This is a genomic window from Candidatus Tisiphia endosymbiont of Nemotelus nigrinus (genome assembly GCF_964026475.1).
Taxonomy (GTDB): domain Bacteria; phylum Pseudomonadota; class Alphaproteobacteria; order Rickettsiales; family Rickettsiaceae; genus Tisiphia.
In genome coordinates this window covers 145819-162762 of sequence record NZ_OZ032151.1, presented here as the reverse complement: position 1 = coordinate 162762, position 16944 = coordinate 145819, and the positions used below count along the sequence as shown (strand labels likewise).

Below are 16944 nucleotides of genomic sequence, written 5' to 3'. Positions count from 1 at the left end.
AATTAGTCGCTCCGTCAAAAAGGCTATAGACATAAGAGATGATACATGTTCGTGATCAAAAATTACATCAAAATCCATAAGATTTTTACCTTATTTTGTCAAAAACCTTATGGTTTTCCAAAGTTTTTGTAGCATAACCACGGAACATAAGTTGCATAATACCCTACGTTTTTTACTCTATCGCAAAAATAGCAAAAAATTATAAGGTATTATGCTACACAAGGGTCATTGCGAGAAATGTGTAAGCATGACGAAGCAATCAACTTCTGGTCTTTTGGTTTGCTTCTTCGCCTAAAGCGATTCCTCGTAATGACACTTAAAAATCAGTTTTTTTTCCTTAAATTGGTATATTATGTCGAATTACACTTTCACTACAAAATAAAAAATATATGGTTCTTTATACACACTTTTTGATTCTTTAGTTTAATTCATTAAATTCTACTTTAGTAAATAATTTTATTTGAAGTGGAGAAAATTCTGAATGATTGTTTGAACTTTCTTCTGCTAATTTATTAGCTTTAGTCAAAAGGTCTAAGTCTCTAGATAAATCGGCAAAAAAGAATCTTATTTCACCACTTTGCTTTGTGCCTAATATTTCTCCACTACCTCTTAACAGTAGGTCTTGCTCAGCTATATAAAAACCATCATTACTATTTCTCATTACTTCAAATCTAGATTTTGCAAATATACTTAATTTTTGAGGATCATATAGAAGGATACAATGAGATTGCAACATTCCACGTCCAACTCTACCTCTTATCTGATGCAACTGAGCTAAACCAAACTGTTCGGCATTTTCAATTACTATTAAGGTTGCATCTGGTACATCGATACCCACTTCGATTACAGTTGTAGCAACCAAGATTTTAATATTACCATTCTTAAATTGTTGCATAATCATATCTTTTTGTTCATTTTTCATTTTACCATGTATAATGCCTGCCATGTTAGGATAGGCATTTTCAATGGTAATAAGTCTGGTATTGATGTCGGTTAGCTCAGTATTTTTTGTTTGTGTTATTAGCTCTTCATCATTTTGATCGATAAGGGGGCATATCCAGTAAATTTTTTCTTCAGATGTCAGCTTTTTATCCAGAACTGATATTACATTATTTAGTTTTGTCTTTGGTAAGATGCTAGTAATAATGGGTAGTCGATTTTTTGGCTTATTGGCAAGTTTAGAAATATCCATATCTCCAAACATGGTCAAAGTAAGGCTTCTAGGAATAGGGGTGGCTGTCATTACTAAAACATCTGGATGCGAGGCTTTGTTAATTAAATCTAGTCGTTGTTGTACACCAAATTTATGTTGCTCATCAATGACGACATAACCTAAATTTTTAAAATTTACTTTTTCTTGAAATAAGGCATGAGTGCCAATTAATATATCAATATCTCCGTTTTCTAGCTCTGATAACAGTTTGTTACGTTCTTTGCTAGATATTTTTCCGGTAAGTAAACCAAGTCTTATTCCGGTTTCACTTAAGGCTTTAACGAAGAATTGGTAATGCTGGTTTGCTAATAAATCGGTAGGGGCCATTAGTGCGGCTTGAAATTTATGGTATACTACATTGACCATTGTTAATAAAGCGACCAAGGTTTTACCAGACCCCACATCACCTTGCAGTAAACGCATCATTTCTGTAGGGGATAATTGATCCTTTTCAATTTCTTCTATTACTTTTTTTTGGTCATATGTCAGCTCAAATCCTAATGTCTTAACTATTGATTGTTGTAGATGACTGGACCCCGTAAATGAATTACCTTGTTTTAATTTTGTTTGTTGGCGGAGATGTTGCAATGAGAGCTGATTAGCAAACAGCTCTTTTTCTGCTAATCGTCTTAAGGCTTGAGTTTGTAATTCTTCTAAATCTCTTGAGTCCCCCTGATATAAATGGATGGTTTTTAAATCTTTTAATAATGATTTAGTATACTCCTTTACTTCTTGAAAATTTTCAGGGATGTTGTCACACTCTTTCTCAAACAAATCAAGCCCCTTTATTATATAGGAATAAAGCTGCTTATTAATTATTCCATAAGTCAAAGGATAAATTGGTTCTATGGAGTTGGTAAGTTTTTTATCAAAAATAAATATTGGGTGGGCTATTTGAGCTAAGCTAGAAAATACTTGTACCTTGCCTTCAACTATATGCTTACTGCCTATTGTAAGTTTATTTAGCAGAAAATAAGGTGGTTTATTAAAAAATACCAGCAAAATAGAACCAGTTTCATTATATCCTAGGATTTTCAAAGGTTGCCTTCTACTCTTAGGAACAAGAACTTCTTCAATTGTTATTTCAGTTTGAATTAATTGTCCATTTTTCAGTAAAGATAAATTAGGTGAAATTGTTTTAACTTGGTAAGAAGTAGGGCGGTAAAATAGCAAATCTCTTAAATTGACTATCCCCAATCTTTTAAGTCCATTAATTATATTATCACTAACGTTGATATGTGATTTAATTGGTAAGAACAAAAACTTACTGATAGTTAACATATTAGTATTACTATATAGCTAATCCGATTAGTATTTATTCACAGCAAACTAATGTCATTGCGAGTAGTGCATAAGAACTACGAAGCAATCCAATCTAATGAGTAATGGATTGCCACTACACTCACGTGGTTTTGCAATGATGTATGTGCATACAATTGGTCATTGCAAGGAGGTACGAGAAGCCCAAACAAAGCAATTCAAATATCATCACTTTCCTAGATTGCTTCGTCGCTACTAAAGTAGCTCCTCGCATGACATCTGTGAATTTGGCTAAATGCTAATTAGGTTAGTTATACCTTCCGTACACAACAACCTAGAGATTAGTGCATAAAAATATCGATATCGTTCCAACCGATCATATCCAAATTAGCCCTAGTAGGTAAGAATTTAAAAATTTGCTCTGCAATGTCTAATCTATTCTCGACGACTAATCTCTCTTGTAAGATAGCACGAAGTTGATGTAAATAAAGAACATCTTTGGCGGCATATTCTTTTTGTTCTTCTGTCAGCTCATTTCTTCCCCAATAGGAAGATTGTTGTTGTTTAGAAATCTGTACTGAGAGTAGTTCACGGCATAAATCTTTTAAACCGTGGGAATCAGTATAGGTTCTGACCAGTTTAGAAGATATTTTGGTGCAGAAGATATTCTCTAAATCAATTTCAAGATATTTCTTTATTGCTGCTAAATCAAATCGAGCATAGTGAAATATTTTACAGCGATTTTTATCAAGTAACAATTTCTTTAAATTAGGGGCTGCGTAGTTCTTGTCAATAAAGTTTACTAAGTAAGCATTACCATCACCATTGCTCATTTGCAGAAGGCATAACCTATCCCTGTGTACTTTTAATCCCATCGTTTCTGTATCAATTGCTAGGTCTCCCACAATATTAAAATTTTCTGGAAGATCATTGTGAAAAACTATAATGCTAATAATAACCTCCTAATTTCTTGTATAGGTTTGTTTACCGTACTATTTTATGGTAAAAACTTGTTCTGTTGAGGAAGCTACCCCTAAAACTCTTCTTGCCTCTTGGTCAAGCATATCTTTATCTAGAGATTCTGGTCTAAGTAGTTTTACTTTATGTTCAAGTTCAACACGTTCTGCCCTTAAGGTTTCTAGTTCACTGTAAGTTTTCTCTAGTCGTTGATTTAATGTAAAATAAGCAATAATTCCCCTATTACCATAAATAGAGTGGAAAATAAAATAAGCTAATAATAAAGAAAGCAATACATTAAATATTATAATTTTGAATCTTTTAACTACATCAACAAAATATTGATAATTCATAATATTTTAATAATAAAAATAATATTGGGGCGGTGAGAATTAGGCTGTCGAATCGGTCTAAAACGCCACCATGGCCTGGTATTATAGTGCCAGTATCTTTTATAGCAAATTTGCGTTTGAAATATGAAATAAATAAATCGCTCATTTGTGCTATTAGTGAAAAACAAAAAGCTGCTATAATTAAGTACCGTTTGTTTAACAAATAGTAAGTTGGCAAGTCAAACCCTGGCATCAAACTTAATAAAAATGCCGTAATCCCGCTAGCTAATACTCCTGTGATCAAGCCGCTGCAAGTTTTGTTAGGACTAATCTTAGGAGCAAGTTTAGTTCCTCCTATATTTTTCCCGCCAATCATCGCAAATACATCAACTGACCATATTATAGTAAAATAGAGTAATAATAGCCACCGATTTTTATCCTCAGTAGCAATTATTACTAAAGATATAATAGGAATGGGAATAATAATAAAGCCAAGTAATCCATAAAAAAAAGACGATTTGGTCATTTGATACCATTCATATGACATACCTATGGCAATTAATATCATCAGTATGTAAAATAACGACTTAATAAACATTATCGCTATAATAAATACTGGTCCTATTACTAAGGCTGATAATATCCTAATCGCTATATTAGACTTTTTTTTACCTACCACCAAAATTCCTCTTCCTTTTAGAGTAATCATCTAATACGTCCAATAGATCTTGTTTGTCAAAGTCAGGCCAATATTTAGGTAAAAAATATAGTTCAGCATATGCAGCTTGCCATAGTAAAAAATTACTAATCCTATATGTCTTCCCAGTACGAATTAACAAATCTACATCAGGCATTTCCGGATCGTACAGATAGTTAGTAAACTCATGCTCGCTAATTTCTGTTTTACCAGAATTGATGATTTTTTGGCATGCATCAACAATCTCCGCCCGTCCGCCATAGCTAAAAGCAAAACAAAGAGTTATTTTATTATTATGTTTTGTTAATTCCACAGCATCATGAATTTGTTTTTGTAACGTAGTGTCTAACATATCCAATCTACCAATAATTTTTATTTTGACTCCGTTCTTGTGTAGTGATGCAGTTTCATTTTTTAGGTAATAACGTAGTAATTTTAGTAAAAATGTGATTTCAGTCTTTGATCTACGCCAATTCTCTGATGAAAAAGTATAAAGTGTAACGTAAGGTATATTAAGTTCTATAAAATCTGGTAATAATTTTTTTACTCTATCAGCACCTACTCTATGTCCTTCAAATCTAGGTAAGCCTTTCTCTAATCTCCACCTAGCATTACCGTCCATGATGATAGCTAAATGATTTACTTTGTTGATTGTACTCATATTTACTTTTGTATTATATAGCTAGTCCGAATAAGTTTTTAATATTGTTATAAGTTCCTAAATGTCATTGCGAGGAGTCACTTTAGTGGCAACGAATCAATCCATTTTTGGTTGCTTTTATTACTTCGTCGGCTCACGCCTCCTCGCAATGACGTTTGGGTAACAACCTTTTCGTCATTGCGAAACCACGGGAGTGGTCGTGGCAATCCACTTCATTTAGATTGCTTCGTCGCTACTAAAGTAGCTCCTCGCAATGACGCCGGACTGTTTTTCCTATGACTTTTAAATACCGTGCGTAAGGTGAGTTATTTAAGTCATCCTGAACTCGCTTCAGTCAGAAGTCATCCTGAATTTATTTCAGGATCTTGTTAAGTGTATACAGATACTGAAACCAGTTCAAGATGACCTTGGTTTTCTAGATCCTGAAATAAATTCAGGATGACAGTGCCGACTTAACAACAAACATTATCTAGCTAAAATCCTTTCTAGTTAGCTATAGGTAGTGAAATTCTAACCAATAAACCGCCTAAAGTTTTACTATCCTGCAAAGATATTGTACCACCATGATCAATAATTATTTCTTTAGTAATAGCAAGACCAAGTCCAACATTCCCTGAATTATTAAGCGAACGTGACTTATCTGAACGATAAAATGCTTTAAATACTAATAACTTCTCTTCATCCTTTATGCCAATACCATTATCTTCAATCTTTATTATGACATTAGTAGAGCTGGAACATATAGTAATTTTTGTTTTTGTGGAATATTTTATCGCATTATTTATTATGTTAGATATTGCACGTTCAAAGTTGATAGGTTTAATTTCTGCTTCTACTAGCTCTGTTGCAATAAGTTCAATATTGGTCATAGACCATTTATTTATGATATTTGATATCCAAGAAGATAATTCGATTATTTGAGCTTCTTCTCCATTTTCCCCTCTAGCAAAGTCGAGATATGATTTTATCATTTGTTGTATAGCAACTATATCCTCTCTAAGCCCTTCTGTTTCCTCAGATTCTTTCATTAACTCTAACTGTAACTTCATTCTAGTCAAGGGAGTACATAAATCATGCGAAATCATAGCAAGCATTCTAGTTCTTTTGCTAATTTGTTTTTCAATTCGTTCTTTCATTTTAAGAAAAGCAATGCCAGCCTTTTTTATTTCTTTTGCCCCAGAAGGTTTGAATGTTTGTAATTTGGTGATCCCTTGCCCAAATTGATCGGCAGCATCTGCCAGAATTAAAATAGATTTAATTTGGTTTTTAGAGAAGATTAAGGAAACAGATAGTAGCAAAATAGTTAAAAAAATTAACCATAAGACAAAAATATAAGCCGTTGGATTCATCAACAATTTTGCTGGGAAAGTTATTTTTATTAAACCATCGGTTAATTGGAATAGTACTTCAATTTTTCCTGTATCATTAAGTTTTACTATATTATTTTTATTAATTTTTACGTTAATAATATTTTTAAAAATCTCTAATTCTTCACTAATCCTAGGTTGTGTGGGTGGTAAGCTTAATTCTTGATAAAACTGATATGATAAATTTAAATAATTTGTTGCTACAGTATTTTTTTCTAATAGATTATTATCGTCTTTTTCAAGAAGGGAAATAATCTCATTAGCAATAATATTACTAGTATAGTAAGAAACATTATACCAGTGACGATCATAGAACAAAAATACTGCTAGAATTTGTCCTATTAATGTCGGAACGATGATAATGAGTACAAATCTAGCCAGTAATGTTTGTGGTATCAATTTATGTATAGATAGCATATCCGCTATTCCTAATGGTTTTTAGATATTTGGGTTCTTTAGGATCATCTTCAATCTTACTTCTTATTCTGACAATTTGTACGTCGATGGAACGAGGGCTAAGACCCCCCATTATTTTTGATAACTCATCACGTTTCATTTCTTGCCCAATGTTTTTTAATAATACTTCTAGCAATTTTTGTTCTGTAGAGCTTAATGGTACAAGTTGATTATTTTTTATAAATTCCTTTGACTCGAAATTATAATAATTATTACCTAATCGTTTGATTTTATCTTGTTTTTTATAATTGTTGTAGCTATTTAATAAATTATTGATTCTTAGTAATAATTCTTTTGGTTCGAAAGGTTTAGTTAGATAATCTGAGGCTCCAGCTTCTAAGCCCTTGATGCGATCATTTGGTTCTGACAAGGCAGTTAGCATAACAATTGGTACAAGGTCTTTAGTAGCTCTGATAGTTTTAGCAAAATCAAGTCCTGTAACATTGGGTAACATGACATCTAAAATAATTAAGTCATAAATAGAAGATTTTAATAATTCCTCAGCTCCCTCGACAGAATGCGTTGTTGATACTAAAAAGCCATTTTTATGCAAAAACTGTTTTAAAAGTTTTTGTATTCTAGTATCATCATCAACTACAAGAATGTGAGGTTTCGAGCTTTGCATAAATAAAATTTCGGTGATAAAATTACTATAGTTTAATAACGGACCATTGACAATGACAATAATACAAGAAAATATATTAACTGAAAAGCCGTTTAAAAATCTTAATCAACTATCAGGTTATATTTGGATTAATGGTCGATTTATTGATTGGCAGGAATCTAAAATACACGCTCTTACTCATAGTTTACATTATTCTGGTGGAGTTTTTGAAGGAGAAAAAGCCTATGATGGCAAAATTTTCAAATTAGAAGAACATACCCAACGTTTGATAGAGTCGGCAAGAGCTTTAAGTATAGAAGTACCATATAGTTTTGAAGATATTATAAAAGCTCACCAGCTACTTATAACAAAGAATAATATTAAAGATGCTTATATTCGTCCATTAATTTGGTTTGGTAGTGAATCTCTTAATCTGACTAATACAAATTTATCGGTTAATTTATTAATTGCTGCTGTTCCATCAACTCCTAGATATTCTAGTGATTTAAATGTCCATATTGCTCGTTGGCGGAAATGTCATCCAAACTCGTTGCCACCACAATGTAAATCATCAGGACATTATAATATGATGATAGTATGTCAGAAAGAAGCCAAGTTTTTGGGTTACGATGATGCAGTTTTATTAGATTGGCGGGGGTATATTGCTGAATGTACTACGACAAATATCTTTTTTGTTAAAGGTGAGCAATTATTTACACCGATAGCTGATAGTTTCTTAAATGGCATAACACGTCAAACAATTATTAAACTTGCTAAGGAGTTAAATCTTAAAGTTACAGAAGAGCATATAACTTTAGAAAGGGTAGGGGAGTTCAATGAATGTTTTATGACTGGTACAGCTGCTGAAGTTAAGGGGATTAAATCGATTAACCTTGGTGATCAAAATATTATCTTTGAAGATAATAAAATTACTAATTTGCTAAAAAAAGAATATAAAGACTTAGTGTACAAATAAATAATGATATAATCTAGGTTTACAGAACTTAGGCATTAGAGTCATCCTGAAGGACGCGAGGTCATCCTGAACTTGTTTCAGGATCTAGACATAGGATGTTGCAAGTTCCTGAAACAAGTTCAGGATGACATATTTTAAAGAAATGATTTATGAAAAATAATATATTCAAAGGGCTTATTACAGCAATGATCACTCCTTTTAAGGATAATAAGTTAGATTTTACTGCTGTGGAGAAGATAGTTAACTATCAAATTGCTAATAAAGTTGATGGGATAGTGGTTGCTGGCTCTACTGGTGAAGGGCCTAGCTTAACTTTACAGGAATATCAGTCTTTATTACAAGCGGTTATAGAAATTACTAATAAGCGTATGCCAGTCATAGCTGGTTGTTCAGCTATGACTACCAGCACTGCTGTAGATATGATACAAATATGCACAAAAATTTCAGTTGATGGGTTTATGTGTAGTATTCCTTCTTACGTAAAGCCAACTCAAGAGGGAATCTATTTGCATTTTGAAACTATTCATAATGCAAGTAATTTACCAATAATGCTATATTCAGTACCTAGTAGAGCTGTAGCAGATTTCTCTGATGACACGATAGTTAGACTCAGTAAACTACCGCGTATTATAGCTCTTAAAGATGCTGGTAACGATTTAGAGCGTCCTTTACGAATTAGGGCTATGGTTAAAGATTTTAATTTATTGTGTGGTAATGATGAATTAGCGTTATCTTATAATGTTCATTCGGGAGTAGGGTGCGTTTCTGTTGCATCTAATGTTACGCCTAGCTTGTGCAAGAAGTTACAGGATAATTGTCGTGATGGTAATTACCAAGAAGCTCTGCAAATTCAACAGCAATTATTGCCTATATATAAGGCATTATTTGCAGAATCCAATCCAATACCGGTAAAATATGCTGTGGCAAGATTAGGGTTATGTTCTAATGAGTTACGACTTCCTTTAACTTCAGCTGGCAAAGTCACTGAGGAAAAAATAAATAAAGCTATGGACTATGTCGGAATATAAAAAAGTAATAGCTCAAAATAAGAAGGCATATTTCAATTACTTTATTGAAGAAAAAATTGAAGCTGGCATAATATTGACTGGTAGTGAAGTTAAATCGTTGCGTCAAGGAAAAGCCAGTATAGAAGATAGTCATGCCGAAAATTCGGCAAATGAAGTGTTTTTGTATAATTGTCATATTGCGGAATATGAAAAAGCTAACAGGTTTAATCATTCGACCAGAAGAACTCGTAAGTTGCTTCTTAATTCGAGTGAGATAAAAAAAATAATTGGTAAGATTCGCCTGAAAGGTTATACTCTTGTTGCTCTTTCTTTATATTTTAATAAGAAAAATAAAGTAAAAGTTGAGTTAGGCATAGCAAAAGGTAAGAAATTACATGATAAGAGGCAGACAATTAAAGAACAAGATTGGAAAAGGGATCAAGGTCGGATTATGCGAGTGAAGTGTTAACCCGCATAATCCGTTATTGCGAGAAGTGCGTAAGGTAAATTATTATTTATAGAATCATTTACCTATGATAAAGTAAAATTTTGTAGTAACTAAATATATTAAGGTAGGTAAATTATGAGAGTTTTTGATCCAGTAATAGCAGTTGTAGGTGATGAAGATGTAAAAATTTCAGCTGTATGGTCTAAAGATATTGCTAAAAAAAAGAAAGCTGAAGAGGCTCTTACAAAATACAGTGTTCTATTTCAACAATTAGATGATGGAATAATTGATGCAGGTGTTCTTGTTGAACGGATGGTTGATATGAAACCACCAAAAACAGGTTTGGAAGAATTATTTAGTGCATTACAATCATTTGATTGCTGGAAAATGTTTCGGGGGGGTGATAAAAGTACCGCCGTTTCTTTGAAGCCAGTACAAAACCCAGAAACTATTAATGCAATTAAAGAAGCAATTATCTCACGTGGTATTAATGAACCAACAAATAGTGCTGTTATATCAAATTCCTTACCTCTTGTTCCCGATGTAACGGCAGAAGAAGGAAGTTCTGATGTTACCCTAACTGGAGATGATCCATCCATAATAGTGTATAAAATATAATCTTACAATGACAATAACTCCTGATTACCTAATTGAAAGAAAGCAAAATAAATCAAAATTAATGCTTTGGAAGCTAGCAGCAATTTTTATGTTTATAGTATTAATTGTAGGTATAATTAAGCGATTTGATTTGACTGGTTATGAATATGTACCTACTAATAGTAAATATATAGCTGAGGTTTCAATAGAAGGTATCATTCTTGAAGATGCAAAACGTGATACAAGATTAGAGAAAATCATTGATGATGATCAAATTAGTGCTCTAGTGGTTAACGTCAATTCTCCTGGCGGAACTGTTGTTGGCTCAGAGAAAATCTATAATATACTCAGAAAAATATCAGCAAAAAAACCGGTGGTAGTTGTTATGGGTACACTAGCAGCCAGTGGAGGATACTTGATTTCCCTAGGAAGTGATTACATAATTAGTCATAATGGGACGATTACCGGGTCAATTGGTGTGATTTTTCAAACTCTAGAAGTCACAGATTTAGCAAGAACTTTAGGTATTACCTTTAATAATTTTAAATCTGGAGAATTAAAGGCAGCTCCTAATCCTACTGAAAAAGTCACAGAAGCTGTTCGCCAAGCTATAATGTCCAATATATTGGATACTTATGATTATTTTATTGAATTAGTTGCTTTAAGAAGGAATATACCAATTGAAAAAGTTAGAGAAATAGCAGATGGTCGGATATATTCTGGTCGGCAAGCTTTAAAACTAAAACTTGTTGATGCTGTGGGTTCGCAGGATGATGCGGTTAAATGGTTACAAGACGTAAAAAAGATTGATAAGGATTTGAAGGTAAAGGAATTTAGAATAAAACCGAAACCAAAATTCCTTGAAATTATTATGGAGGATTTTGATGGTATTTTACCAAGCTTCTTCAAAAATAAATTTCAAGGATTGGGGGCAATTTTTTGATTTATGGCAAAAAAGTCTGATCTAGTAAATAAAATATCGGAGAATCTTAAATATCTTTCTAAGGCGGATATAAAAGATTCTGTAGATTTGGTTTTGGATTATTTGCAATCTAGTTTAGTACAGCAGCATCGTATTGAAATTAGAGGTTTTGGTAGTTTTTCTATTAGGGAACGGAAATTTCCAAATAGTAAGCAATCATATAAGACCGTCTATTATCGTATGCCCAAAAATTGTGGCAATCTCGTGAAGAAAATATAGGGTCTTAAATTCACTCCTCATTGATTTTTGGTGGAGAAGATGGTAAAATAGTGTTAGCTATAAATAATAGCAATTAAGGTTGTATTACATGTTTTTATCAAAATTTCTTGATCCTAAAAATGATTTTTGTTTTCGTAAAATCTTTGGTACTGAAAAGAACAAGGATATACTTGTACATTTTTTAAATGATGTTCTTAAGTGTAAAGGAAATGAGAAAATAATTGAGGTGACGTTTTTACCCACTATCCAAGACCCTGATATTGCTATTTATAGAAAGTCTATTGTTGATGTGTTATGTAAAGATCAACACGGTAATCAATTCATAGTGGAGATGCAGGTAAGCAAACACCCAGGGTTTGAAAAAAGAGCTCAATTTTATGCTGCTAAAGCATATTCTCAGCAAAGAGTTGAGGAAGATGAGAAGCATAAGAAATTGGCAGTATACGCCAAATTAAAAGGAGTAATATTTTTAGCAATAGCAGATTTTGTGATGTTTGAAGATAAAAAACATTGGAAATCAGAACATCATCTTTTAGATACGGAGAGCTATGCCCATGATTTAAAAGATTTTTACTTTGTATTTTTAGAACTCGAGAAATTTAAAAAAACTATAGATGAGCTAAAGAGTATTGAAGAGAAGTGGATGTACTTTTTTAAGCATGCTGGAGATAGTACATTAACATTAACAGAAATAGAGCAGTTAATAGGTAAAGATGAAATTATTAGAAGAGCCTTTGAAGCGGTAGACCAAGCTAGTTGGTCAGAAGCAGAACTTAACACCTATGAGCAAATGACCAAAGCTCGTCTTGATAATTTACCGGTAGAGCAGCAGAAGATTGAAGATGCTGAGGCTAGAGGTGAAGCTAGAGGTATTAAAGAAAACGCTATGGTCATAGCAAAGAGAATGCTAAAAGAAGACTATCCTATAGAAACTATAAGTAAATTAACCGGACTAATCATTGAAGAAATAGGCAAGCTGAAAGAAAAATAAACGACTAAGCAAAAAGTTAATTGCCCATGACTATGAAACTAGCCCTACCTCAATGACTAATGATACCCTATCCGCCTTTATTATTTTAGTGAATTATGACTTTAGAAGAATTTCGCCAAAAATATAATTATGACCTATCAACCAAGATGATGCAACAATATTTAGACATCAAATTTGCTAATCTTGATTGTCTTTTATTATTTAGGATGGGTGATTTTTATGAAATGTTCTTTGATGATGCAGTTCTTGCTAGTCAAGTTTTAGGTATTGCTCTCACCAAAAGAGGCTCTAATGGTGATGGTGAGATCGCTATGTGTGGTGTCCCTCATCATGCTCTTGAAACCTATTTAAATAAATTAATTGAAGAAAATTACAAAGTTGCTATTTGCGATCAATTAGAGACCCCAGAAGAAGCAAAAAAACGTGGTGGCTATAAAGCTGTAGTAAATAGAGATGTAACGCGTATCATCACCCCAGGTACGATTATTGAGGAATCTTTAATTGATGTTTGTGAACCTAATTATTTGGTAAGTTTAGTTTTACTAAAAAACAGAGCATCAATTTGTTATGTAGATATCTCTACTTCGGAGATTTCGGTTATCGAGATTCCGCAGAACGAGATTATCAACGAACTGTCACGTATTAAACCCAAAGAGATTTTACTTAGTGAAAATTTGAGAGGTCAGCAATTAGCTAACAATATTCAGAATCAATTACATTTTCGTATCTCGTATCAAGTTGATAGTTTTTTTGCTAGTAAGAAATGCCATAAAATTATTTTAGATTTTTATAAAATTAACGATTTAAAAGCTATAGGCGAAGTATCTGAATGTCAAATAAGTAGTATTGGTAGTGTCTTAGAATATTTATCTTTGACCCAAAAGCAAAATATACCTTCTTTGCCTTTGCCTCGGTTGATTAATTACCATAATTTTATGATTATTGATTCGGCGACTCGGCGGAATTTGGAAATTACTAGTAATTTATTAGGGAAAACCAAGGGGAGCGTCCTTGCTACTATTGATCATACCGTTACTAAAGCTGCCAGCCGTCTATTATACCACTTTTTATCAACCCCACTAATAGATATTGATGAAATAAATTCACGACAAAATATAACAGAGTTTTTTTATACAAATATTGCAATAGTAGGAAATATTAAAAAGTTACTCAAAAAAACTGGAGATTTAGAACGTTGCTTGTCTAGAATTATGATGAATCGCGGCTGCGGACGAGATTTGCTAAATATTAAATATACGTTAAATGCTGCCCTAGAAATAAAAGGCGAATTTGTCGCTCATTACGGACTAAATCTGCCAGACTATATAGAAGATTTAATCAAACCATTATCTGGCAATGAACAGCTATATTCCTTAATAGACCAAGCAATTAGGGAAGATGCCCCAAATAATACCAATGAAGGTGGTATAATAAATCATCATTATCATCCTAAACTACAAGAATTATATGATTTAATTAATAATGGCAAATCACATATTGAGAAACTAAAAAATCTATATCGCCTTGATACTGGCATTGAAACTCTCAAAATATCGCATAATAATGTACTTGGGTTGTTTATTGAAATTACTCTAAGACACAGTGATAAGATGGTAGACCCCAAATTTATTCACCGACAAACAACCTCTAACGCTAGTCGATATACTACTATTGAATTGCAGCAATTAGAAAGCGATATGGTGAATAGCAGAAGTTTAGCGGTTAGTCTTGAACTGGAATTATATAATAAAATATGTAAGCAAGTTATGGATAATGCTCTATTTCTACGATCGCTTAGCTGTTCTTTGAGCCAGCTTGACGTATTCTGTAATTTTGCCTATATTGCCGATGAATATAATTATGTCAGACCAGTTTTAACTAATGATTTAACTTTTGAAATTATCAAGGGGCGTCATCCGGTTGTCGAGCAAAGTTTGTTAAATGATAAAAAAAGCTTTATTGACAATAACTGTACTTTATCAGAAGCTAATAGAATTTGGTTAATTACTGGCCCTAATATGTCTGGTAAAAGTACTTTTTTGCGGCAAAATGCCCTAATAGCCATATTAGCTCAAATTGGTAGTTTTGTACCAGCCACAACTGCTAGGGTAGGGGTGGTAGATAAGATATTTAGTAGAATAGGGGCGGGGGACGATTTGCAAGCAGGGCAGTCAACTTTTATGGTGGAAATGTTAGAGACCTCAGCTATTTTAGCTCAATCTACTAAGAATTCCTTAGTGATACTAGATGAGGTTGGTCGGGGAACTTCAACATATGATGGTGTGTCAATTGCTTGGTCAGTGCTTGAGCATATTCATGATAATCTCAAATGCCGATGTTTATTTGCCACGCATTATCATGAATTAACTAGCATGAGTAATTTTTTGCCAGCCTTGCAAAATTATACAGTTGCGATTGAGGAATTAGGAAAAGAAATATTATTTTTGCATAATATAATCGAAGGGGCGGCTGATAAATCTTATGGAATTCACGTAGCCTACTTAGCGGGGCTACCAAAATCTGTTATAATTAGGGCGAACGACATTTTAACAAAATTAGAAAAAACCGCAACGTACAAAAATAAGAATATCTTAAATACCGAATCAAACAATTTAAGTTTATTTAACTTACCAATAGAAAGCAAAAAAGAGATAAAATTCAATAAGTTAGAAGCAGAAATTAATAAAATCGATCCCGATCAACTCTCCCCTAAACAAGCCTTAGAGTTGGTCTATAAGTTAAAGGAGCTGATTGTGGTTAAATAATTTTTAATCTTTTGTAATAAATACGCATCCTAAAGATTTAGGTAAGCCAATGAAATATGATTACGTTGGATTATGGAGATATAGGGTAGGGAAGTATAGAATAATTTGTAGCATAGAAGAAGAGCTGTTAATAGTACTTGTTTTAAGAATAGCGATAAGGGATGAGGTTTATACTCAATGAAATTTGGTTATGCAATTCCTCTGCTTGCTTAAGTACTACAACCAGCATCAAATAGTCTTTATACTCTTCTGTATAGATGCATGATAAAAAAATACAAAAATAATGATAATTGCTATTAGTGACTCATAAAAATCTGCTATATTGTAGATGTAGCCAATAATTAATAAATTATATGTTTTTATCAAAGTTTCTTGATCCTAAAAATGATTTTTGTTTTCGTAAAATCTTTGGTACTGAAAAGAACAAAGATATACTTGTGCATTTTTTAAATGATGTTCTTAGGTGTGAAGGAAATGAGCAAATAATTGAGGTAACATTTTTACCAACTATCCAAGACCCTGATATTGCTGCTTACAGAAAGTCTATTGTTGATGTGTTATGTAAAGATCAACATGGTAATCAATTTATAGTAGAGATGCAGATAAGTAAGCATCCAGGATTTGAGAAAAGAGCGCAGTTTTATGCTGCTAAAGCATATTCTCAGCAAAGAGTTGAGGAAGATGAGAAGCATAAGAAATTGGCAGTATACGCCAAATTAAAAGGAGTAATATTTTTAGCAATAGCAGATTTTGTGATGTTTGAAGATAAAAAACATTGGAAATCAGAACATCGTCTTTTAGATACGGAGGAGAGCTATGCCCATGATTTAAAAGATTTTTACTTTGTATTTTTAGAGTTAGCAAAGTTCAACAAAGCTGTAGATGAGTTGAAGACTATAGAAGAAAAGTGGATGTACTTTTTTAAGCATGCCGGAGATAGTAAATTAACATTAACAGAAATAGAGCATTTAATAGGTAAAGATGAAATTATTAGAAGAGCCTTTGAAGCGGTAGACCAAGCTAGCTGGTCAGAGGCAGAGCTTAACACCTATGAACAAATGACCAAAGCTCGTCTTGATAATTTAGCGGTAGAGCAGCAGAAGATTGAAGATGCTGAAGCTAGAGGTAAAGCTGAAGAAAAAATATCATTAGCAAAAGAAATGTTAATTAATAATGAGCCAGTAGAAAAAATAGTTAAATATACAAAATTAACTATTAAAGAAGTAGAAAAGTTAAAAATAGACGTAGACTTTTGCAAAACTCCAATGACTTCAACTCTTAAATAGGCGGCTCTACATGTCAATAGCACCCGACTTCAGTGTTGTTGTGTCTAGAAATGGCTGCCGGATAAGGAAGTGATAAAATTTCCAGGCACAACAAGTTATTTATTTAAATAATAAAAATTAAAAAAA

At 32.7% G+C, this 16944-nt stretch carries 17 protein-coding genes; 10 read left to right on the top strand and 7 right to left on the bottom strand.

Annotated features, from left to right (window positions below):
• Positions 1-418: 418 nt before the first annotated feature.
• From AAGD39_RS00835 to AAGD39_RS00805, 7 genes are all read right to left on the bottom strand, one after another.
• Entirely contained in the window at positions 419-2494 is a 2076-nt protein-coding gene (locus tag AAGD39_RS00835) for an ATP-dependent DNA helicase RecG (protein WP_341756769.1), read from the bottom strand.
• Between the two features lie 320 nt (positions 2495-2814).
• Positions 2815-3348: a ribonuclease D gene (locus AAGD39_RS00830; RefSeq protein ID WP_375359847.1), complete on the bottom strand. Its 534-nt coding sequence runs from the start codon at positions 3346-3348 to the stop codon at positions 2815-2817.
• 117 nt (positions 3349-3465) lie between these two features.
• Complete coding sequence (locus tag AAGD39_RS00825) at positions 3466-3783, bottom strand: FtsB family cell division protein (protein WP_341756768.1); 318 nt, start codon at positions 3781-3783, stop codon at positions 3466-3468.
• Positions 3761-4471: a phosphatidate cytidylyltransferase gene (locus AAGD39_RS00820; RefSeq protein ID WP_341756767.1), complete on the bottom strand. Its 711-nt coding sequence runs from the start codon at positions 4469-4471 to the stop codon at positions 3761-3763. The genes AAGD39_RS00825 and AAGD39_RS00820 overlap by 23 nt, the downstream gene beginning before the upstream one ends.
• A complete protein-coding gene (gene uppS / locus AAGD39_RS00815; RefSeq protein WP_341756766.1) occupies positions 4431-5120 on the bottom strand; it encodes a polyprenyl diphosphate synthase in 690 nt (229 codons plus the stop codon). Before uppS ends, AAGD39_RS00820 begins: the two co-directional genes overlap by 41 nt.
• Before the next feature lie 485 nt (positions 5121-5605).
• Positions 5606-6904: a sensor histidine kinase gene (locus AAGD39_RS00810; RefSeq protein WP_341756765.1), complete on the bottom strand. Its 1299-nt coding sequence runs from the start codon at positions 6902-6904 to the stop codon at positions 5606-5608.
• Entirely contained in the window at positions 6888-7568 is a 681-nt protein-coding gene (locus AAGD39_RS00805; protein ID WP_341756764.1) for a response regulator transcription factor, read from the bottom strand. Before AAGD39_RS00805 ends, AAGD39_RS00810 begins: the two co-directional genes overlap by 17 nt.
• Before the next feature lie 52 nt (positions 7569-7620).
• Here AAGD39_RS00805 and AAGD39_RS00800 point away from each other — a divergent pair, with 52 nt between their 5' ends.
• From AAGD39_RS00800 to AAGD39_RS00755, 10 genes are all read left to right on the top strand, one after another.
• Entirely contained in the window at positions 7621-8523 is a 903-nt protein-coding gene (locus AAGD39_RS00800) for a branched-chain amino acid transaminase (protein ID WP_341756763.1), read from the top strand.
• A 149-nt stretch (positions 8524-8672) separates the two neighbouring features.
• Positions 8673-9551 (top strand): 4-hydroxy-tetrahydrodipicolinate synthase, encoded by an 879-nt coding sequence (gene dapA, locus AAGD39_RS00795; RefSeq protein WP_341756762.1) that lies wholly within the window; start codon positions 8673-8675, stop codon positions 9549-9551.
• Entirely contained in the window at positions 9538-9999 is a 462-nt protein-coding gene (gene smpB / locus AAGD39_RS00790; RefSeq protein WP_250311469.1) for an SsrA-binding protein SmpB, read from the top strand. The genes dapA and smpB overlap by 14 nt, the downstream gene beginning before the upstream one ends.
• Positions 10000-10113: 114 nt before the next feature.
• Positions 10114-10596, top strand: coding sequence for a hypothetical protein (locus AAGD39_RS00785; RefSeq protein ID WP_341756761.1), 483 nt, complete (start codon positions 10114-10116; stop codon positions 10594-10596).
• A gap of 7 nt (positions 10597-10603) precedes the next feature.
• Positions 10604-11518 (top strand): signal peptide peptidase SppA, encoded by a 915-nt coding sequence (sppA, locus tag AAGD39_RS00780; RefSeq protein WP_341756760.1) that lies wholly within the window; start codon positions 10604-10606, stop codon positions 11516-11518.
• A 3-nt stretch (positions 11519-11521) separates the two neighbouring features.
• Entirely contained in the window at positions 11522-11776 is a 255-nt protein-coding gene (locus AAGD39_RS00775) for an HU family DNA-binding protein (RefSeq protein ID WP_341756759.1), read from the top strand.
• 88 nt (positions 11777-11864) lie between these two features.
• Positions 11865-12767, top strand: coding sequence for an Rpn family recombination-promoting nuclease/putative transposase (locus AAGD39_RS00770; RefSeq protein ID WP_341756758.1), 903 nt, complete (start codon positions 11865-11867; stop codon positions 12765-12767).
• Between the two features lie 95 nt (positions 12768-12862).
• Positions 12863-15532, top strand: coding sequence for a DNA mismatch repair protein MutS (mutS, locus tag AAGD39_RS00765; protein ID WP_341756757.1), 2670 nt, complete (start codon positions 12863-12865; stop codon positions 15530-15532).
• A gap of 49 nt (positions 15533-15581) precedes the next feature.
• A complete protein-coding gene (locus tag AAGD39_RS00760) occupies positions 15582-15713 on the top strand; it encodes a type II toxin-antitoxin system RelE family toxin (RefSeq protein WP_341756756.1) in 132 nt (43 codons plus the stop codon).
• Between the two features lie 172 nt (positions 15714-15885).
• Entirely contained in the window at positions 15886-16818 is a 933-nt protein-coding gene (locus AAGD39_RS00755) for an Rpn family recombination-promoting nuclease/putative transposase (protein ID WP_341756755.1), read from the top strand.
• The last annotated feature ends 126 nt before the right edge of the window (positions 16819-16944 follow it).